This window comes from Achromobacter deleyi (assembly GCF_016127315.1).
Lineage (GTDB): Bacteria > Pseudomonadota > Gammaproteobacteria > Burkholderiales > Burkholderiaceae_B > Achromobacter > Achromobacter insuavis_A.
Genome location: NZ_CP065997.1, coordinates 3,563,902 through 3,581,048, shown reverse-complemented (window position 1 = coordinate 3,581,048; position 17,147 = coordinate 3,563,902). Strand labels below are relative to the sequence as shown.

Genomic DNA, 17,147 nt, shown 5'->3' with positions numbered 1-17,147 from the left:
GAATCGCGCACCACAATGGTGCCATCAACACGGAGCCCGACCTTCACATGGATATCAACCTGCCAGACGTCGTCGCCGAGGTCACCGTGGCCTTTGCGCGCTATGAAGCCGCCCTGGTCGCCAACCAGGTCGAGGTGCTGGACGAGCTGTTCTGGAACAGCCCCCACACGCTGCGCTACGGCGCCGGCGAAAACCTCTACGGCTACGACGCCATCCGCGCCTTCCGCGCCGGCCGTTCGCCGCAGGGCCTGGCGCGCCAGGTGCTGCGCACCGCCATCACCACCTATGGCCACGACTTCGCCACCACCAACATCGAGTTCCAGCGCGACGGCAGCGAACGCATCGGCCGCCAGAGCCAGACCTGGATGCGCACGCCGCGAGGCTGGCGCGTGGTCTCGGCGCACGTCAGCCTGATGAGCCCATAACCTTATTGATCCGCCGCCATTGAGTGGTCATGAGGACGGGTCTACACTGGGCCTTCCCCGTCCCCAGGAGCACCCGCCCCATGAGCACCTACAAGATCGCTGTCTTCGTCGGCAGCCTGCGCGCCGCGTCGATCAACCTGCGCCTGGCGCGTGCGCTGGAAAAGCTGGTTCCCGCAGACTTCAAGTTCGACTACGTCAGCCTTGGCGATGTGCCGCTGTACAACCAGGACAACGAGAACAACCTGCCCGCCCCGGCCGCCAAGCTCAAGCAGCAGATCCTCGACGCCCAGGGCATCCTGTTCGTCTCGCCCGAGCACAACCGCTCGGTGCCCGCCGCCATCAAGAACGCGATCGACTGGGGCTCGCGCCCGTGGGGCCAGAATTCGTGGACCGGCAAGGCCGTCGGCATCCTCGGCGCCTCGCCCAGCGCCGCCGGCACCGCGCTCATGCAGCAGCACCTGCGCAACATCCTGGCCGCCGAAGGCGCCATGGCCCTGACCACGCCGGAAGTCTTCCTGCAGTACACCGATGGCCTGGTCGATGACCAATACAACATCACCAACGAAGGCACGCGCAAATTCCTGCAAGGCTGGATCGACCGCTACGTCGACTGGATCAAGAAGTTCAACAGCTGATCGCCGCCGTTGCCGGGTCAGGGGCGCCTCCCCGCCCGGCACCGATCGCCCGTCTACCTCCGGGCGATCAAGCCCTCCGGCCCAAGCCGGAGGGCTTTTTTTATGCGCGAAGCCCGGCCGCCCGAAGGCCGGGCAGCCCCCTCGGGGGGCAGCAAGCTCGCAGCGCGCCGCGTGGGGGCCAACGATATCCCCGGCAACTGTGGAGAAGCTTGAGGACAGCCATGGGGGAGTTGCGAAAAATCCCGTGGCAACAAGCACTTGCACCCTGCGGTCAAAAAATGCGCAATCCATCCAATGGATGATTTCTGGCGCACTTATCCACCGTCGCTGGGCGCAAACCGGCGGTTTTCGCACGACCGCCACGGCCTATCGGCGCGCCTGTGCATTTGTCCCAGCATTCTGTGGACAAGCATGAGGACAGGATGAGGGCAGCTACGGTTTTCCCTTGCACATCAATGACCTGCAAGGGGTGGTCAAGAAAGGCCCAAAGCGGGCTCCGGTGACGCCAGGTTGTCCCCGGGAAATGTGGATAAGGCTGAGGACAGCCTGCGGGCAGTCGCAAAAATTCCTTTGCCGCCAAGGCCTTGCGGGCAGCGGGCAATAAACGCCCAGCCCCGCCCCGCCGGCGCGACCGCCGGGGCGGACAGACTCGGCCCCTACCGGACCGCCGGGTTTGTCCCCACGAAATGTGGACAAACCTCTGAACAGTCTCATGACAAGCTGAAAAAAACCTTATCCAGCAAGCACTTGGAGGGACCGCTCAAAAAAGGAGCAAAGGCAGGGAGCAAAGGCGTCAGACGTCATCGCCTTCCAGGCGCATGCCGATCTTCAGGCCGACCTGCCAATGCGCCACCTTGCCGTCCTTGATGTGGCCGCGCACCTCGGTGACCTCGAACCAATCCAGGTGCCGCAGCGTTTCCGATGCGCGCTCGATCGCCTTGCTGATGGCATCGTCGGTGGACTTGGTGGAAGAACCCACCAGTTCGATCTGCTTGTAGACATGATTCGACATAGCTCGTCTCCGTTGAGGGGGAAGCGTTGCGAATCACCGGCCGCGCGCGGGGTTCCGGCGCTTACGACCGGCAATCCATTCGAACACACAGGATACCCCCGCGGGCATAGAGTGGTGTTACGAGTTCCGTCGACGCGGCTTTGGCCGCGGCCCGGAACCCGCTTTCCGCAACGCAAGCCAGGAGGTTGTCATGCCTGAACGAAAAACGCTGCAACGCGCCGAGCGCGACAGGAAGCAAGGCAAATCCGCATCCACCCAGGCGGGCGAATTCGTCCGCGAGGAAATCGAGCACGTGCGCGAGGGCAAGCATGGCGTGCGCTCGACCAAGCAGGCCATCGCCATCGGCCTGTCGAAAGCGCGCCGCGCCGGCGTCGACCTGCCGACGCCGAAGAAGGCCAGCGCGACGACCCGCCGCAAGGCCGCGCAGGACAGCGCGGCGGCGCACGACGGGCACGCCAAGTCCGGCACCCGCGCCCGCGCCACCACCCGCGCGCTCAAGCGCGAAAGCGCCAAGCCGGCGTCCAGGTCCGCGCTGTCGCGCCAGGCATCCAAGAGCGCCGCCACGCGCACGGCCGCGGACCGCTCCGCCGCCGCGAAGAAGGCCGCCGCCACCAAGGGCGCGGCGGGACGCTCGGCCGCGGCCAAGAAAGCCGCGCGCACCCGCGCCGCCAACCAGCGCGCGGCCGCGCATCACTGAGCGACGCGGCGCCCGATGGCGTGACCGTCATCGCCCGCGCATCATGGGCCGCGCATCATGGCCCGCGCGTCAATGCGCGCCGGTCATGCGGCGCCCGCCTCGAACTCGCGCAGGCGCGCCTGCAGGAATTCGCGCAGGCGCTTGACCGCGGGCGACAGCAGCATGCGGTGCACGCACAGCAGGTACAGCGGCGACGGCTCGCCGGTGTAGTCGGGCAAGGCCTGCACCAGCCGGCCCGCGCGCAGGTCGCTCAGTACGTCGAAGCGCGACTTGTAGGCCACGCCATGGCCCGCCAGGGCCCAACGCCGCACCAGGTCGCCATCGTCGCCCACCCGGTCGCCCTTGACCGGCACGGTCAGCGCGCCGCCCTCGTGCTCGAAGGCCCAGCGGTCGTGCAGCGATTCGCCCAGCACGAAGCACAGGCAGTTGTGGCGCCGCAGGTCGGCCGGCGAACGCGGCATGCCGTGGCGCGCGAAATAGGCAGGCGACGCGCACACCACGCGGCGGTTGTGCTCGCTCAGCGGCAGCGCCACCAGGCCGGAGTCGCCCGGCATGCCATAGCGCAGCGCGATGTCGACGGGCTGCCGGTACAGGTCCGCCAGGCGGTCGCTGATGCGCACCTGGAAGTTCACGCGCGGATGCTGCTGCTGGAAGTCGTCCAGCCAGGGCAGCAGCACGTGGCGCCCCAGGTCCGACGGAATCGCCACCGACAGCGTGCCGGAGATGGCCGTCTTGTCGCGCGCCAGCGCACTCTGGCCCGCCTGCAGGCTCGACAGCGCGGCGCGCGCGTATTCCAGGTAGCGCTCGCCGTCGCCGGTCAGCCGCAGGCTGCGCGTCGAGCGCACGAACAGGCGGGTTTCAAGCGACAGCTCCAGCCGCTTGAGCGCGGCGCTGGCTACCGCCGGCGTCAGGTCCAGCTCGCGCGCGGCGGCCGAAAAGCTGCCGTGGTCCGCCGCGGCGACAAAGATGCGCAGGTCTTCAAACCGAACCATGAGGCGTCCATTTTCAAAGAAATATTGAAACTGAGTCCGATGCTAGCCGGTTTTTCATCGTCCGCCACTGGGTAATGATGGCGTCACCCCCGCAACGCTTTTGGAGTCCCCCATGAAAATCGAACTCGACGGCAAGAAAGCCCTGGTCACCGGTTCGTCCGGCGGCATCGGCCTGGCCATCGCCCAGGGCCTGGCCGAGGCCGGCGCCCAGGTGGTGCTGCATGGCCGCAACGCCGATAAGCTCAAGCAGGCCGCCGACGCCATCGCGCGCCAGCACCCGGGCGCCCAGGTCCATACCGTGCAGGCCGACCTGTCCACCGCCGACGGCGCCGCCTCGATCTGCGCCGCCCATCCCGACATCGACATCCTGGTCAACAACGCCGGCTACTTCGCGCCCAAGTCCTTCACCGAGATCACCGACGACGACTGGCGCTACATGCTCGACACCAACGTCATGAGCGGCGTGCGGCTGTCGCGCTATTACCTGCCGCGCATGCTGGCCGCCGACTGGGGCCGCATCGTCTTCATCTCCAGCGAATCGGCGCTGCACATTCCCGCCGAGATGATCCACTACGGCGTCAGCAAGACCGCGCTGCTGGGCGTCTCGCGCGGCCTGGCCGAACTGACCGCCGGCAGCGGCGTCACCGTCAACGCCGTGCTGCCCGGCCCGACCCGCTCCGAGGGCGTGGTCGATTTCTTCGCCGAAATGGCCAGGGAACAGGGCCTGCCGCAAGACCAGATGGAACGCGACTTCATCGCCCAGCATCGCCCCAGCTCGCTGCTGCGCCGGCTGGCGACGGTGGAGGAAGTGGCCAACATGGTCGTCTACACCTGCTCGCGCCAGTCCTCGGCCACCAACGGCGCCGCCCTGCGCGTCGATGGCGGCGTGGTCCGCACCATCGCCTGATCCCCAACGCCCCCTCTCCCCCATTCCGAGACTCCTACATGAAAGCCATCGCCTACTTCCAGAACCTGCCCGCCGCCGATCCGCAATCGCTGCAGGACATCACCGCGGCCGAGCCCGTGCCGGGCGACCATGACCTGCTGGTCGAGGTCAAAGCGATTTCCGTCAATCCGGTGGACGTGAAGATCCGCGCCAACCGCAAGCCCAAGGACGGCCAGCCCGAGATCATCGGCTGGGACGCCGCCGGCATCGTGCGCGCCGTCGGCGCCAAGACCAGCCTGTTCGCGCCCGGCGACCGCGTCTGGTACGCCGGCGCCCTGACGCGCCCCGGCGCCAACAGCGAGCTGCACGTGGTCGACGAACGCATCGTCGGCCGCATGCCGCAGCGCCTGGACTTCGCCCAGGCCGCCGCGCTGCCGCTGACCACCATCACCGCCTGGGAACTGCTGTTCGACCGCCTGCGCGTGCTCGACAACGCCGCCCCCAGCCAGGGCTCGCTGCTGGTCGTCGGCGCGGCCGGCGGCGTCGGCTCGATCCTGGTGCAGCTGGCGCGCCAGCTGACCGGCCTGACCATCATCGGCACCGCCTCGCGGCCCGAGACCCAGGCCTGGGTCACCGAGCTGGGCGCCCATCACGTCATCGACCACACCCGCCCGCTGGCCGAGGAACTCAAGCGCATCGGCCATCCGCAGGTCAGCTTCATCGCCGGCCTGACCCAGACCGACCAGCACTTCGCGCAACTGGCCGAAGCCATCGCGCCGCAGGGCAAGATCGCGCTGATCGACGACCCCTCGTCCATCGACGTGCGCCTGCTCAAGGCCAAGTCGGCCTCGCTGCACTGGGAATTCATGTTCGCCCGGCCGCTGCACGACACGCCCGACCTGATCGCCCAGCACGAGCTGCTGAACCAGGCCGCGCGACTGATCGACAACGGCACCCTGCGCACCACGCTGGGCGAACATTACGGCCGCATCAACGCCGAAAACCTGCGCCGCGCCCACGCCTTCATCGAAAGCGGCAAGGCGCGCGGCAAGGTGGTGCTGGAAGGTTTCTGAGGCGCCCTCCCCGTCCCCCGAAAAAATCGGGACGGGCGTCTCGCATTACAGCGAAGAAAGAGGTACAAACTCGACTGCGCGCCGCGGGCTGCCAGCCCGCCGCCGCGCTTTCGGGAGTTGGCTCTGATTTCTCACCTGTTCGAACAAGCGCTGGAACCGATGCTCTGGGGCATGGTGGCGGTCGCCCTGCTGATGCTGCGGCTGGTGCCGCTGCAAGGCTGGAAGGCCGCCATCGTCGCCGGCATTACCGCCGGGCTGGTGTTCGACACCATCCAGTTCCGGGTCGGCCCGCCACGCCTGTGGGACGCGCTGGTGCTCGGCTCGATCCTGGCCGCCTTGCTGGTGGCCGCGGTGCAGGAACTGCTGGTGCTGGTGGCGCGGCACGTGCGCGCCGCCCTCGCGCGCGCCCGGGCCCGCGCCTGACCCTTCCCCGCGCCGCCGTTACATCCTGTCGGCGCCGCTCTACGTTTCTTCACACAGCTCGATCAAATGGCGCAAAGCCTGGCGCGCGGCCGGCGCCAGAATGGAACGTGTCCGGCCGGCCGACGGCCCGCGACGCCTCCAGGAGATCGATCCATGAAAGTAGCCAGAGCAGCCATGCTCATGTCGATGGCGGCCCTGTGCGCCGGGTGCGCCGACGGCACCGCCATTCCCACCGGCAACCGCCATGCGCCCTCGCTGGCGTCGGCGGTCAGGTTCTATTCCGACCCGCCGCATGCGCCGTATGAAGTGGTCGGCCTGGTCAAGGCCGAGAGTTCGGCCGGCCTCACCGCCCAGGAATCGATCTCCAGCAACAGCACCACGGCTCAGTTCGTCGAAGGCCGCGCCATCCTCGTCAAGTAGGCATGGCATTCCCCGCGGCAACGCCGCCGCGCGCCGGCCGGCTCAGGCCGCCGGCAGCCCGGGCAACACCAGATCATCGACCTGGTAGGTGTGGAATTCGCTGGTCGATACCGCATCGAGCTTGCGGAATTTCTCCAGGAACACCGGATCGGAAAAGAATTCGTCGACCTTGCCCGCGCCCGAGATCGCCTCGATGTTCACCACGGTCTTACCGTCCGTGCTCTTGGCCAGGTTGCTCCACAGGAAGCCCGGCTTGGTGCGCGCGACGTAATGCACCACGTCCTGGATCGCCAGGAAGGCGTCCTCCTGCCGGCCCGGGTGGGCATGGATCACATTGACGATGAATACCGTGCCATCCGGCGCGGGCTTGAAGCTGGCTGAAACGGGAAAGGCCATGTCGGCTCCTGCGGTGAAAAACAGGCAACACTATGGCCCGGCGCGGCGCCGCGAAAAAGAGGCCGGCGGGCGCGAGAGTACGGACATGGCCGTCCGCAATCGCGCCGCGTTCCTTTTCGCGTTTCCCCGGTCAGGCGTGCCCGTCGCGCCGGGCGCGGGCGTGGGGATCGTTGATCTCGGTTTCCAGTTGGCTGATCAGCCACTCGAACCAGCCGTTCTCGGTGCGGGCATACACCGCCGCGGCCGGCGTCTTGCCGTCGCGCCAGCCCGGCTGGTGCGCGTCCATCCAGGCCGACAGGCTCTTATGCGGCGCCAGCAGGCCCGACAGCCACGACCAGACGTAGTCGGGCACGGTGCGGCGAAAGCCCTTGGCGCTGGCATAGATCGTCGGCTCCAGCGGCAGGCTGCCCGAACGGGCCAGCCTCGCCTGCACCCGGCGCAGCGTCTCGGCCGCCGCCTGCAATTGTTCGGTGCTGAGCTTTTTCACGTAACGACTCCTGGATTGGGTTTTGCCGGATTATCGCCGGAGCGTCCGGCCGTTGCCAGCGGCATCGCCGCCGGCCTCAACGCGCGCCGCGCGGCGGCCGCAGCCCCAGCAGCATCGTCGCGCTGAAGCGCTCGCCCGGCGCCAGCACTTGCAGGCCGGTGCGGGTCTCGCCCGCCGCCGCCAGGTTGAAGGCATCGGCCACGTTGGTCACCGGCTCCACGCACAGGAAATCCGAGCCCGGCGCGGTGTAGACCACCAGGTGCGCGAACGCCGCGTCGGCGTGCAACGCCAGTTCGTGCCCGTCCGGCCAGTGCAGCGTGGCGCGCCCGCCCCACTGCGACAGATAGGTATCGCAGCCCTCGGCCGACTGGCCCAGCTCGCGCACGTGCGTCGTCTGGCTGGCGCCGGGCAGGCCGTCCGCGTCCGTCGGCCACGCGCGGCGCGCATGCAGCGCCACCCGCTCGGCGGTGAAATACGGATGGATGCCGCAGCCGAACGGCATCGGCGCATCGCCCTGGTTGATCATCAACAGCGTCAGCGACAGGCCACGCGAATCCAGCCGGTAGCGCTGCACGCACTCATACGGCCACGGCCAGCCCAGCACGCCGGCCGGCTGTTGCAGCACCAGGTCGACCGCGTCATCGGCCAGGTGGCGCACCTGCCAGGGCTGATACAGGCCGCCGCCATGGATCGCCTGCGGCCGCCCCGGCAGCGATTGCAGCGCGTGGCGCTCGCCTTCGAAGGTGAACACGCCATCGCGCACCCGGTTCGAGTACGGCGTCAGCGGATACGACCCGGCGCGCGGCCATTGCGCCGGCGGCCAATCCGTCTCGGCCAGCGGCACGATCCAGTCATGCTCGCCCGTCGACAGCCGGGTCAGGCGCCCGCCCCCGCCCGGCGCGAACTCGGCGCGGTGGGAACCGTGGGCAATGGTCACGCGTTCGCTGGCATCCAGCGTGGCGGGAAAAGGCAAATCAGGCATCAGGCGCTCCCGCGGCGCTGCGAACGGCCGCGTGGCGCCATTGTGCATGGCGCGGTCCGGCGCCAGCAAGCCGCGCGCGCCGCGACCCGCGTCAGGCCGTGGCGGGCGTCGCCGGCAGCGCTTGCGGCAGGCACCCCAGCCCGCGCAGCGTCGCCGCCACCGCCTCGTCCAGCGGCGTGTGCGGCTCGGCGCCCAGCACATCGATCAGGCGCGTGTTGTCCATGCGCAGCGGCTGGCGCCACAGGTAGCGCATCTCCATCATTTCGCGCAGCGTCTCCGAGAACGGCGCCGCCAGCCGCAGCAGCCCCCACGGAAACGCGCCCACCCGCGGCTCGGCCCCGTGGCGGCGCGCCACCCGCACGATCGCCTCGGCCATCCGCGTGCCGTCCGGATCCCAATGCCCCGCCATGTGAAACGCCGCGAACGGCGCCAGCGCCTCGCGCCGCCCCAGCAGTTCGACCAGCGCCCGGCCCACGTCCGGCAGGTAGCTCCATTGATGCCCCACGCCGGGCGCGCCCGGCACGCTTACCCGCTGCAACGGCCGCCCCGGCTTGACCAGCCCTTGCGAGAACCAGTTGTTGCCGGCCCGCGGACCGAAGAAATCGCCGGCCCGCAGCACCAGGGCGCGCGCGCCGTGCGCGCTGGCCACCTGCAGGCGGCGTTCGAGCTCCACCCGGATCGCGCCCTTGCGCGTCGGCGGATGCTGCGGCGAGGTCTCGCGCAGCAGGGGAAACGCGTCCGGCCCGTAGTTGTAGATCGTGCCCGGCAGCACGATCGTCGCGCCCTGGGCGCTCGCCACCGCGATGGTGTTGTCGATCATCGGCAGCACCAGCTCGCCCCAGCGGCGGTAGCCGGGCGGATTGACCGCATGCACGATCACCTCGCACCCCAGCGCCGCCCGCGCCACGTCCTGGCGGTTCATGGCATCGCCGCGCAGCCACGTCATGCCGTCGCGCTGCGCCGTTTCCGTCGCCAGCCCGCGCGCCAGGGCGCGGATGCCCCAGCCGGCGTCGCGCAACTGGCGCGCCGCCTCGCCGCCCACCCCGCCGGTGGCGCCCAGCACCAGCGCGGTGCCGGGCCGGCCCGATTCGATCGTCGTCATGGTCATCTCCTATGAGTCCATGGCGACCATTCTGGCGCGGCGGCCATACAAAATAAATTACCGAACCCAGCCTCGCAGCTATACATTTATGCATGACCAAACCGATCGGCTGGGAACTCTACCGCAGCTTTCTCGCCGTGCTCGCCGAGGGCTCGCTGTCCGGCGCCGCGCGCACGCTCGACATCACCCAGCCCACGGTCGGCCGCCACATCGCGGCGCTCGAACGCGCCCTTGGCCAGGTGCTGTTCACCCGCTCGCAGACCGGCCTGCTGGCCACCGACGCCGCCCAGTCGCTGCGCGGCTACGCCGAGGCCATGCACAGCCACGCCGCGGCCCTGGAACGCGCGGCCGCCGCGCAGGGCCCGGGCGTGGCAGGCACCGTGCGGATCTCGGCCAGCGAAGTCATCGGCATCGAAGTGCTGCCCCCGGTGCTGGCGCGCCTGCGCCAGGAACACCCGCGCCTGACCATCGAACTGGCGCCCACCAACCGCGTGCAGAACCTGCTGCTGCGCGAGGCCGACATCGCCGTGCGCATGGCGCCGCCGAAACAGGAACAGCTGATCGCGCGCCCGGTCGGCCATGTCGAGATCGGCCTTTACGCCCGCAAGGACTACCTGCGCCGCCACGGCACGCCCGCCACGCTGGCCGACCTGGCCAGCCACGCCCTGATCGGCTACGACACCGAGACGCCCTTCCTGCGCGGCGCCAGCAAGCGCTTTCCGATCCCCTGGAGCCGCGACCGCTTCGCCCTGCGCGCCGACAGCGACCTGGCCCAACTGGCCCTGATCCGCGCCGGCGCCGGCATCGGCGTCTGCCAGGTGGCGCTGGCGCGCCGCGACAAACAGCTGGTGCGCGTGCTACCGGAGCAGGCCGCGTTCCAGCTGGAAACGTGGATCACCATGCACGAAGACCTGCGCGCCAGCCCCCGGTGCAAGGCGGTCTTCGACGCGCTGGTGGCCTGCCTGCTGGCCCATACCGGCGCGGCCGGCTAGCGCTCGCCGCCCGCGCCGACAGCGGTGCGACATCCCCACCGGGACTTGGTCCGACGTTCGGATATACTGTTCATCCATACAGTTATCCGACCGCAAGGGAACCCCGACCCATGACCAGTCTGATCAATTCCCCGCCCAGCCGCAGCATCTGGCTCAGCGCCTTCCCGCGCCTCTCCGGCGTCAAGAACGGCGACTACCTGGCCCTGGACCGCCTGTGCGAAGCCACCGGCCTTGAAGGCGGTCAGAAGCTGCGCGAAGTGCTGGCCGCCGCCGAGCGCGAAGGCCTGCTGCTGATCGACCGCGGCGCCACGCCCGCCAGCTACCGCGCCACCTACGCGCTCGAGCGCCAGGTCACGCTGTTCGCGGCCGACTAGGGCCCGTTCCGAGAAAGCGCCTCGCCCCCCTGGGCCCGCCCCAAGCGAGTGCTAACCATCCCTTGCAATGCTGTTACATCTGGGGAAATAGAATCCCCCCGAATGCACCCTACGGAGAAAAACATGCAAGAAGACACCGCCAAGCCCGAACCCACCCGCCGCCGCTGGCCCTTCGGCTACGGCCAGGAAGCCTGAGGCCGCGCCTCTCCCGCCGGCCATCGCCGCTGCCCGGCCACGCGCCAGGCAGGCCGTTCCCGCGCCATTCCTCGGGCCTTCCCCGCCGTTGGCACTTGGCCGCGGCATTGCGCGACCCGCCCTTTCGATCGTTTCCGGCCAGGTTTCCTCCCGGCCAGCCCTGTCGTCCCTCCCTACCCGCTGAACCCAGGCCATCGCCGGCCCCGGCCGGTCGCCCGCCTGTTGCCCGCGGCCGTTCATGGGCCCGCCGCGCCGCCGATTTCCGAGCCCAATGAAACCCGCTTGCACCTCATTCATCGCCACCAGCCTGGACGGCTACATCGCTCGCCAGGATGGCGGCCTCGACTGGCTCGACGCCGCCAACCAGTCCGTCACGGCCGGCGAGGACTGCGGCTACGCCGCCTACATGCGCACCATCGACGCGCTGGTCATGGGCCGCTCGACCTTTGAAAAGGTCGCGTCCTTCCCGGAATGGCCCTACGGCGACCTGCCCGTCTACGTGCTGAGGCGCGGCTGCTGGAAGAGATCACCGTCACCACCATCCCGGTCCTGATCGGCCGCGGTCGCCGGCTGTTCGGCGACCTCGACGCCGATGTGGCGTTGCGGCACATCGTCACCCAGGCCTACCCGTTCGGATTCGTCCGGTCGCGCTATAAGCTCCTGTACGCATGACGTGACGTCAAGGCGCTACGCCCTTTTCCCACTCCGAGGCCGGCGACTGCAATATCAAGGTCCTGAAGATGGACGGCCAATCCTCCCCGGCCGAAACGCACGGCTACAACGAAGCCCTGATCGTCATCAGCGGCGCGCTGCGCCTGTCGGTGCTGGGCGAGGAAATCGCGGAGGCGGCGGGCGAGATGTACCTAGCGCCCGCGGGCGTGCCGCATGCCGTCGCCGCGGGCAGCCACGGGGTGCTGGTGATCGTCGACCCCGTCGGCTGTTGACGCGCGGCGCGGCCGCCGCCGGTCAGTAGGTTCCCCGCAGCGTCAGCATCCAGTTGCGTGGAGCGCCATACCAATTGCCGCCGTCGGCCCCGCCCACCCGCTCGTAATAGACCTTGTCGAAGAGGTTGTTGGCATTGAGCGTGACGGTCCAGCTCGGATCGAAGCGATACTGCGCCATCAATCCCACCACCGCATGGCCGGGCTGCGTGAACTTGTACGGGCTCTCCTTGCCGTCGGCCGAATAGATCGAGCCCGACACGAAGGTGGCGCTCTGCATGATGACGTTGCCGCCCACGCGCCAGCGCGACAGCGCATCCGGCAGCGTGTATGCCGTCGACAGCTTGAACAGGTGGCGCGGCGTAATCGAGCTGAATACCACGTCGCTGCTCTTGTCGCGCGTATTGTTGAAGGTATAGCCCACCGCCAGTTCCCAGCCCGGCGTCACTTCGCCGCCGATTTCCATATCGAAGCCGCGGCTCACCACCTTGCCCTGCGCCTGGTAGCAGCAGCTGCCGGCCCACACGTCATAGGATTCGGGATAACGGCGATCCAGCACCCCGGTGCCCTTGCGCTCGACGTTGAACAGGCTGAAAGTGGCGTTCAGACGGCCGTCCATCAGCTCGCCCTTCAGCCCCGCCTCGTAGCTGCGACCCTTGATCGCGGGCAACGAGGTGCCCGGGGCCGGACCCGCCTTCAACAGGCCTTGCGGCTTGTGGATGGTGGAATAGCTGACATAGGCCGACCAGGTGTCGTCCAGGTCGTAGATGATGCCGCCGTAGGGCGTGGTCTTGGTCGACTCCTCGTAGTCGGTGCGCGAGCTCACGGCCCATGGCGCCCCCTCGCCCTGGCGCATCGAGACGGTCTGGAAGAACTTGTAGCGGCTGACACGGGCGCCTGCAATCAGGTGCAGGCGCGACGTCGGGTTCAGTCGCAGCACGCCATACAGGCCCTTCTGCTCCTGACCCCACGGGTCGTAGCGCGTGGTCAGCGGCACGTCCATGTCGGGATTCCAGGCGTTGCGGTCAAAGACATTGACCGGCACCATCCAGTTGTCCGACGGCTTGCCCGTGGCCCACGTGCCCTCGGTGCGCTGCCAGTCCGCGCCCAGCAGGATCTCATGGCGCTGACCGAACAGATCGAAGCCGCCGCTGAGGTTGGCATCGAACAGGTTCTGCGTGTTTTCCATGGCGTAGCGGCCGCCGCCCCAGGTCGCGCCCGAGCCGTCCACGGGGTTGATCGCGCCGTACGCGAAGGCCGTGGTCGAACGCGTATTGTTGCGTTCGTGCGTGTAATTGAGCTTGAGCTTCCAGCGTTCGGCAAACCGTTGTTCCAGTTGCGCGAAAAGCTGCGTGGTCTCGGTGTTCGCATAGCTCCATGGCTGCGTCAACGACGTGGAGCGCGACAATCCCAGGTCGCGGCCGTCGGCATAGCGCGGCAGGCCGTCGCCGGAACCGCGCTCGTGGCGCTTGGCGTAGCTGCCGCCCACCGTCAGCAAGGTATCGCGCGTCAGGTCGGCCTCCAGCACGCCATAGAACTTGGGCGAGTCCGAATGGCGGTTCTTCAGGAACGAATCGCTATCGCTGTAGACCGCCACCGCCCGGCCCCGCAGGCGGCCGTCGAAACCCAGCGGTCCGGTCGCGTCGATCATGCTGCGATAGTTGTCCCAGCTGCCGGCCGAGGCTTCAACGGTCAGCTGGTATTCGGCCAGCGGCCGCTTGCGGACCAGGTTGACGATGCCGCCGGGATCGCCCATGCCGCCCAGCAGGCCCGAGGCGCCGCGCATCACTTCGACCCGGTCGTAGAAGGCCAGGTCCTGGCTGGCATCGTAGGTATACGCCCCCAGGGCCAACGGCGCGCCGCCATCGATCTGCAGGCTGGTGATCTGGAAGCCACGCGAATAGAAGTCGTACGAGTTGTAGTTGGCGCGCCGCACCGTGATGCCGGCGGCATGCTCCAGGGCCTGGCTGACATTGGTGAGATGCTGGTCATCGATCTGCTGGCGCGTCACCACCGACACCGACTGCGGCACCTCGCGGAACGCCAGGTCGGTCTTGGACGCGGTGCTGGTGACACGGCTGGTGTAGGAACCCGTGCCTTCGGTGGTGCCGTCTTCCGCGCGGCGCGCGGTCACGATGATGGCCGACAGGGTCGCCGCGTCGAGATTGGCGGGCGCGCGTTCGATCACGGCCTTGCCATTTTCCACCACCGCGACCAGCCCGCTGCCGGCCAGCAGCCGGTCCAGGGCCTGCTGCGGCGTCAAGCGTCCCGCCACCGGCGGCGCGATCTTGTCCGCCACCAGGGCGGGGTCATACAACAGTTCCAGCGACATCTGGCGTGCCATGTCCACCAGGGCTTCGTGCAGCGGCTGGCGCGCCGAATTGACCACGATGGCGGATTCGGCCGCGCTCGCGACGGCGGGCGCCAACGGCAGCAGGCACAGCGCCAGCGACAGCCGGCCGGGCAGGAAGCGCGCATGCGCAAGCGCGCGACGCAGGCGGGTGGATCGAACGGTCATGAGTTATGGGTTCCAACGGTTAACCGCGGCTTGCCCCTCGCAAGCCGGCACTCATTGATAACGAGTGCGCGGATGCCCAGAACCCTGAAGAACGGCAGCGCGAAAATTGAAACAAAATACTACCAACCATCCCGACACGGGGCGCCGCGCCGCACGGGTTATAAAGCCGCTCATGCCATCCCCGAGCCCGCGGCAAGCCGCCGGGCCGACGGGCCCTCCCCCGCAAATGGACCTGCCACCATGCACACCGATCCCGCTCATCTCGTCACCGACGCCGCAGCCCTGCAGGCGCTCTACGGCGAACCCGGCGAAGCCTCTTTGAAGAAAGAGGTGGATCACGTGCATCCGCACTACCGGGCCTTCATCGAAGCCGCGCCGTTCGCGGCATTGGCAACCTGCGGACCGGACGGCCTGGACGTATCGCCGCGCGGCGACCCCGCGGGCTTCGTCGTCGTCGAAGACGAAAAGACGCTGCTGCTGCCCGACCGGCGCGGCAACAACCGCATCGACAGCCTGCGCAACATCCTCGCGGATTCGCGGGTGGCGCTGCTGTTCCTGGTCCCGGGCGTCAACGAGACGCTGCGCGTGAACGGCCGCGCGCGCATCAGCGTGGATCCGGCGCTGCTGGCGCGCTTCGACATCGATGGCAAGTCGCCGCGTTCGGTCCTGGTGGTCGACGTGGAGACCGTCTATTTCCAGTGCTCGCGCGCGCTGCTGCGCTCTCGCCTGTGGGATCCCGCCACCCAGATCCCGCGCACGGCGCTGCCCAGCGTCGGCCGCATGCTGTCGGACCTGACCGCCGGCACCTTCGACGGCGTCACCTACGATCGCGACCAGCCGGCGCGCGTGGCCAGCACCTTGTACTGATCAAGCAGCCGCGCGTCGAGCGGCCACTGCCGTCAGCGCGGCACCAGCACGTACTGCGCCGGCCCGTCGGCGCGGACCTGCACCGGCGCGATGCGCGGCAGCAGTTCCAGCAGCGTGCCGGGCGAATCCACGTTCAGCGTCCCGGCCACCCGCACGCGCTCCAGCGCCGCGCCCTCGATCCGCATCGAGAACGGCGCATAACGGTTCAGTTCCGCCACCGCCTTGGACAGCGGGGTGTTGTTGAAGACCACCCGCCCCTCGCGCCAAGCGGTCGCCGCCGCCACGTCCACGGTGGCGATCGGCATCAAGCCGCTGGCGCTGGCAAGCAACCCCTGCCCCGGCCCCAGCGCCTCGCGCTGCCAGAAGCGCCAGCCGCGCGCGCCCACTTCCACGCTGCCCTGGCTGACGACGACTTCGGTCGCGTCGTCCCCCAGCCTGCGCACATTGAAGCGCGTGCCCGTGACACGCACCGACGCGCGCCCCGCCCGCACGACGAATGGCCGCGCCGCGTCGGACGACACGGAAAAACTGGCTTCGCCTTCCTCCAGCTCCACTTCACGGCGATCCGCGTAATAGCGGACCCGCACGCGGCTGTCGGTATTGAGTTCGATCTCTGACTGGTCCGGCAGCATCAGCGCCTGGCGTTTGCCGTGGGCCGTGGCCAGCGCCTGCTCGTACCCGGCGGACTCGCCCCACGGCAGGCCCACCCCGACGCCAAGGCCTGCGGCGGCCAATGCGCCCCCGCCCGCCAGCGCCCAGCCCAGCCACTGGCGCCGGCCTTGCCTGGCCGGTGGCGTGCCGGCCAGGGCGCGCAGGCGCGCGGACCCGACCTGCGCGGTGTCTTCCCACAGCCGTTCCAGCAGGGCGTACTCGCGGCGATGCGCCGCATCTGCCCCCAGCCAGCTCTCGAAGGCCTGGCGCTGCGCCGCGTCCATGCGGCCCGAGCGCACTCGCGCGAACCACGCCGCCGCGGCGTCGCGCGGGTCGGAATAATCGCGAGGATCGAACGAAGGGTTCATTTCGAGGAGGAAGGAAGGGAAGGCACGGCCGCGCCGGCGTCATCCAGCGCATCACGCAGGTGGCGCATGGCACGCATGATATAGCGCTCGACCGTGTTGAGCGACACCGACATGCGGGCCGCGATCTCGACCTGCGTCAGGCCATCGAGCCGATGCCAGACATAGGCCTGACGGCATCTTTCCGGCAGCTGGCGCAAGGCGGCATCGATGGCGCGGGCCAACTGCACGCCGTCCAGGTCCTGCGCCGCGTCGGCCGCATGCGGATGCTCACCATCATCCAGATCATGCAACGGCAGCCCCGCGCGCTGATTCAGTTTGCGCAGCCCTGTCACCAGGTTGTTGCGGCTGGACTGGTACAGATAGGCGCACGGGTCGGCCAGCGCCGGCCCCTGCCGCTTCAACATGCCCAGCGCGGCATCCTGCAACGCGTCCTCGGCCTCCTGCGGATGCTCGCTGCGGCGCGTCCAGTCGCGAAACATCGTCGCGTACTTGGCGAGCCAACTGCTGGAGGATGGACGGATCGACACGGGCGGCGGGATTATCGAAAGACAGCGGATCATAAATGATAACCACTCTCATTTCAAAACAGATCCCGCCAACCCACCCGCGCCTGTCGCGTTTTCGCACCGCGCGAGCGCATGGCGGCGTGTCACGAGCGATCGCGTCTGGCTAGAATTCGTTGTCGGCTTCCTCATGCGGTCGTTCGAGGCA

At 68.7% G+C, this 17,147-nt stretch carries 21 protein-coding genes; 12 read left to right on the top strand and 9 right to left on the bottom strand.

Features of this window, described 5'->3' with window-relative positions; genetic code table 11:
* Window positions 1-47 precede the first annotated feature (47 nt).
* Both hpxZ and I6I07_RS16460 read left to right on the top strand, forming a co-directional pair.
* Entirely contained in the window at window positions 48-425 is a 378-nt protein-coding gene (hpxZ, locus tag I6I07_RS16465; RefSeq protein ID WP_198482894.1) for an oxalurate catabolism protein HpxZ, read from the top strand.
* A gap of 80 nt (window positions 426-505) precedes the next feature.
* Entirely contained in the window at window positions 506-1,060 is a 555-nt protein-coding gene (locus I6I07_RS16460) for an NADPH-dependent FMN reductase (RefSeq protein ID WP_198482893.1), read from the top strand.
* 793 nt (window positions 1,061-1,853) lie between these two features.
* Here the strand turns inward: I6I07_RS16460 and I6I07_RS16455 are convergent.
* Window positions 1,854-2,072 (bottom strand): dodecin, encoded by a 219-nt coding sequence (locus tag I6I07_RS16455; protein ID WP_006390401.1) that lies wholly within the window; start codon window positions 2,070-2,072, stop codon window positions 1,854-1,856.
* Between the two features lie 190 nt (window positions 2,073-2,262).
* Between I6I07_RS16455 and I6I07_RS16450 the strand changes: the two genes are divergently transcribed.
* On the top strand, window positions 2,263-2,769 hold the full coding sequence (locus tag I6I07_RS16450; RefSeq protein ID WP_198482892.1) for a DUF6496 domain-containing protein: 507 nt from the start codon (window positions 2,263-2,265) through the stop codon (window positions 2,767-2,769).
* 83 nt (window positions 2,770-2,852) lie between these two features.
* On the opposite strand, the gene I6I07_RS16445 is transcribed toward I6I07_RS16450, so the two are convergent.
* Window positions 2,853-3,761, bottom strand: coding sequence for a LysR family transcriptional regulator (locus I6I07_RS16445; protein ID WP_198482890.1), 909 nt, complete (start codon window positions 3,759-3,761; stop codon window positions 2,853-2,855).
* A gap of 112 nt (window positions 3,762-3,873) precedes the next feature.
* Between I6I07_RS16445 and I6I07_RS16440 the strand changes: the two genes are divergently transcribed.
* The 4 genes from I6I07_RS16440 to I6I07_RS16425 all read left to right on the top strand — a co-directional run bounded on the left by I6I07_RS16440 (window position 3,874) and on the right by I6I07_RS16425 (window position 6,563).
* Window positions 3,874-4,668, top strand: coding sequence for an SDR family NAD(P)-dependent oxidoreductase (locus I6I07_RS16440; RefSeq protein ID WP_006390404.1), 795 nt, complete (start codon window positions 3,874-3,876; stop codon window positions 4,666-4,668).
* A gap of 38 nt (window positions 4,669-4,706) precedes the next feature.
* Window positions 4,707-5,720, top strand: a complete 1,014-nt coding sequence (locus tag I6I07_RS16435) for a zinc-binding alcohol dehydrogenase family protein (protein ID WP_198482888.1) — start codon at window positions 4,707-4,709, stop codon at window positions 5,718-5,720.
* A 117-nt stretch (window positions 5,721-5,837) separates the two neighbouring features.
* Window positions 5,838-6,143, top strand: a complete 306-nt coding sequence (locus I6I07_RS16430) for a hypothetical protein (RefSeq protein WP_232625609.1) — start codon at window positions 5,838-5,840, stop codon at window positions 6,141-6,143.
* A gap of 153 nt (window positions 6,144-6,296) precedes the next feature.
* Window positions 6,297-6,563, top strand: a complete 267-nt coding sequence (locus I6I07_RS16425; RefSeq protein WP_198482886.1) for a hypothetical protein — start codon at window positions 6,297-6,299, stop codon at window positions 6,561-6,563.
* 42 nt (window positions 6,564-6,605) lie between these two features.
* On the opposite strand, the gene I6I07_RS16420 is transcribed toward I6I07_RS16425, so the two are convergent.
* The 4 genes from I6I07_RS16420 to I6I07_RS16405 form a co-directional block, all read right to left on the bottom strand.
* Window positions 6,606-6,959 (bottom strand): antibiotic biosynthesis monooxygenase, encoded by a 354-nt coding sequence (locus I6I07_RS16420; protein ID WP_006390409.1) that lies wholly within the window; start codon window positions 6,957-6,959, stop codon window positions 6,606-6,608.
* 130 nt (window positions 6,960-7,089) lie between these two features.
* Window positions 7,090-7,446 (bottom strand): hypothetical protein, encoded by a 357-nt coding sequence (locus I6I07_RS16415; protein ID WP_061073829.1) that lies wholly within the window; start codon window positions 7,444-7,446, stop codon window positions 7,090-7,092.
* 76 nt (window positions 7,447-7,522) lie between these two features.
* Entirely contained in the window at window positions 7,523-8,428 is a 906-nt protein-coding gene (locus I6I07_RS16410) for an aldose 1-epimerase (RefSeq protein ID WP_116520614.1), read from the bottom strand.
* 91 nt (window positions 8,429-8,519) lie between these two features.
* Window positions 8,520-9,530, bottom strand: coding sequence for an NAD-dependent epimerase/dehydratase family protein (locus I6I07_RS16405; RefSeq protein ID WP_420094504.1), 1,011 nt, complete (start codon window positions 9,528-9,530; stop codon window positions 8,520-8,522).
* 92 nt (window positions 9,531-9,622) lie between these two features.
* Between I6I07_RS16405 and I6I07_RS16400 the strand changes: the two genes are divergently transcribed.
* From I6I07_RS16400 to I6I07_RS16385, 4 genes are all read left to right on the top strand, one after another.
* Window positions 9,623-10,522: a LysR family transcriptional regulator gene (locus I6I07_RS16400; protein ID WP_198482882.1), complete on the top strand. Its 900-nt coding sequence runs from the start codon at window positions 9,623-9,625 to the stop codon at window positions 10,520-10,522.
* A 110-nt stretch (window positions 10,523-10,632) separates the two neighbouring features.
* Entirely contained in the window at window positions 10,633-10,896 is a 264-nt protein-coding gene (locus I6I07_RS16395; RefSeq protein WP_198482881.1) for a hypothetical protein, read from the top strand.
* A gap of 466 nt (window positions 10,897-11,362) precedes the next feature.
* Window positions 11,363-11,644 carry a dihydrofolate reductase family protein gene (locus I6I07_RS16390; protein ID WP_232625608.1) on the top strand — a complete coding sequence of 94 codons (282 nt, stop codon included), beginning with the start codon at window positions 11,363-11,365 and terminating at the stop codon, window positions 11,642-11,644.
* Window positions 11,645-11,831: 187 nt separating this feature from the next.
* On the top strand, window positions 11,832-12,035 hold the full coding sequence (locus tag I6I07_RS16385) for a cupin domain-containing protein (RefSeq protein ID WP_232625607.1): 204 nt from the start codon (window positions 11,832-11,834) through the stop codon (window positions 12,033-12,035).
* A 22-nt stretch (window positions 12,036-12,057) separates the two neighbouring features.
* On the opposite strand, the gene I6I07_RS16380 is transcribed toward I6I07_RS16385, so the two are convergent.
* On the bottom strand, window positions 12,058-14,550 hold the full coding sequence (locus tag I6I07_RS16380) for a TonB-dependent siderophore receptor (RefSeq protein WP_198482879.1): 2,493 nt from the start codon (window positions 14,548-14,550) through the stop codon (window positions 12,058-12,060).
* Between the two features lie 240 nt (window positions 14,551-14,790).
* Between I6I07_RS16380 and I6I07_RS16375 the strand changes: the two genes are divergently transcribed.
* Window positions 14,791-15,417, top strand: coding sequence for a pyridoxamine 5'-phosphate oxidase family protein (locus I6I07_RS16375; RefSeq protein ID WP_061073825.1), 627 nt, complete (start codon window positions 14,791-14,793; stop codon window positions 15,415-15,417).
* 32 nt (window positions 15,418-15,449) lie between these two features.
* Here I6I07_RS16375 and I6I07_RS16370 read toward each other — a convergent pair whose 3' ends face one another.
* Window positions 15,450-16,436, bottom strand: a complete 987-nt coding sequence (locus I6I07_RS16370; RefSeq protein WP_198482877.1) for a FecR family protein — start codon at window positions 16,434-16,436, stop codon at window positions 15,450-15,452.
* Window positions 16,433-16,996: an RNA polymerase sigma factor gene (locus I6I07_RS16365; RefSeq protein WP_198482875.1), complete on the bottom strand. Its 564-nt coding sequence runs from the start codon at window positions 16,994-16,996 to the stop codon at window positions 16,433-16,435. Before I6I07_RS16365 ends, I6I07_RS16370 begins: the two co-directional genes overlap by 4 nt.
* Window positions 16,997-17,147: the final 151 nt, after the last annotated feature.

Excerpts from the sequence above, each read along its gene's own strand:
- I6I07_RS16370 (WP_198482877.1), bottom strand. The coding sequence starts at position 16,436 with ATGAACCCTTCGTTCGATCCTCGCGATTATTCCGACCCGCGCGACGCC.
- I6I07_RS16450 (WP_198482892.1), top strand. The coding sequence starts at position 2,263 with ATGCCTGAACGAAAAACGCTGCAACGCGCCGAGCGCGACAGGAAGCAA.
- I6I07_RS16395 (WP_198482881.1), top strand. The coding sequence starts at position 10,633 with ATGACCAGTCTGATCAATTCCCCGCCCAGCCGCAGCATCTGGCTCAGC.
- I6I07_RS16455 (WP_006390401.1), bottom strand. The coding sequence starts at position 2,072 with ATGTCGAATCATGTCTACAAGCAGATCGAACTGGTGGGTTCTTCCACC.
- I6I07_RS16460 (WP_198482893.1), top strand. The coding sequence starts at position 506 with ATGAGCACCTACAAGATCGCTGTCTTCGTCGGCAGCCTGCGCGCCGCG.
- hpxZ (WP_198482894.1), top strand. The coding sequence starts at position 48 with ATGGATATCAACCTGCCAGACGTCGTCGCCGAGGTCACCGTGGCCTTT.
- I6I07_RS16380 (WP_198482879.1), bottom strand. The coding sequence starts at position 14,550 with ATGACCGTTCGATCCACCCGCCTGCGTCGCGCGCTTGCGCATGCGCGC.
- I6I07_RS16425 (WP_198482886.1), top strand. The coding sequence starts at position 6,297 with ATGAAAGTAGCCAGAGCAGCCATGCTCATGTCGATGGCGGCCCTGTGC.
- I6I07_RS16385 (WP_232625607.1), top strand. The coding sequence starts at position 11,832 with ATGGACGGCCAATCCTCCCCGGCCGAAACGCACGGCTACAACGAAGCC.
- I6I07_RS16445 (WP_198482890.1), bottom strand. The coding sequence starts at position 3,761 with ATGGTTCGGTTTGAAGACCTGCGCATCTTTGTCGCCGCGGCGGACCAC.
- I6I07_RS16405 (WP_420094504.1), bottom strand. The coding sequence starts at position 9,530 with ATGACGACGATCGAATCGGGCCGGCCCGGCACCGCGCTGGTGCTGGGC.
- I6I07_RS16365 (WP_198482875.1), bottom strand. The coding sequence starts at position 16,996 with ATGATCCGCTGTCTTTCGATAATCCCGCCGCCCGTGTCGATCCGTCCA.
- I6I07_RS16420 (WP_006390409.1), bottom strand. The coding sequence starts at position 6,959 with ATGGCCTTTCCCGTTTCAGCCAGCTTCAAGCCCGCGCCGGATGGCACG.
- I6I07_RS16400 (WP_198482882.1), top strand. The coding sequence starts at position 9,623 with ATGACCAAACCGATCGGCTGGGAACTCTACCGCAGCTTTCTCGCCGTG.
- I6I07_RS16435 (WP_198482888.1), top strand. The coding sequence starts at position 4,707 with ATGAAAGCCATCGCCTACTTCCAGAACCTGCCCGCCGCCGATCCGCAA.
- I6I07_RS16440 (WP_006390404.1), top strand. The coding sequence starts at position 3,874 with ATGAAAATCGAACTCGACGGCAAGAAAGCCCTGGTCACCGGTTCGTCC.
- I6I07_RS16375 (WP_061073825.1), top strand. The coding sequence starts at position 14,791 with ATGCACACCGATCCCGCTCATCTCGTCACCGACGCCGCAGCCCTGCAG.
- I6I07_RS16390 (WP_232625608.1), top strand. The coding sequence starts at position 11,363 with ATGAAACCCGCTTGCACCTCATTCATCGCCACCAGCCTGGACGGCTAC.
- I6I07_RS16410 (WP_116520614.1), bottom strand. The coding sequence starts at position 8,428 with ATGCCTGATTTGCCTTTTCCCGCCACGCTGGATGCCAGCGAACGCGTG.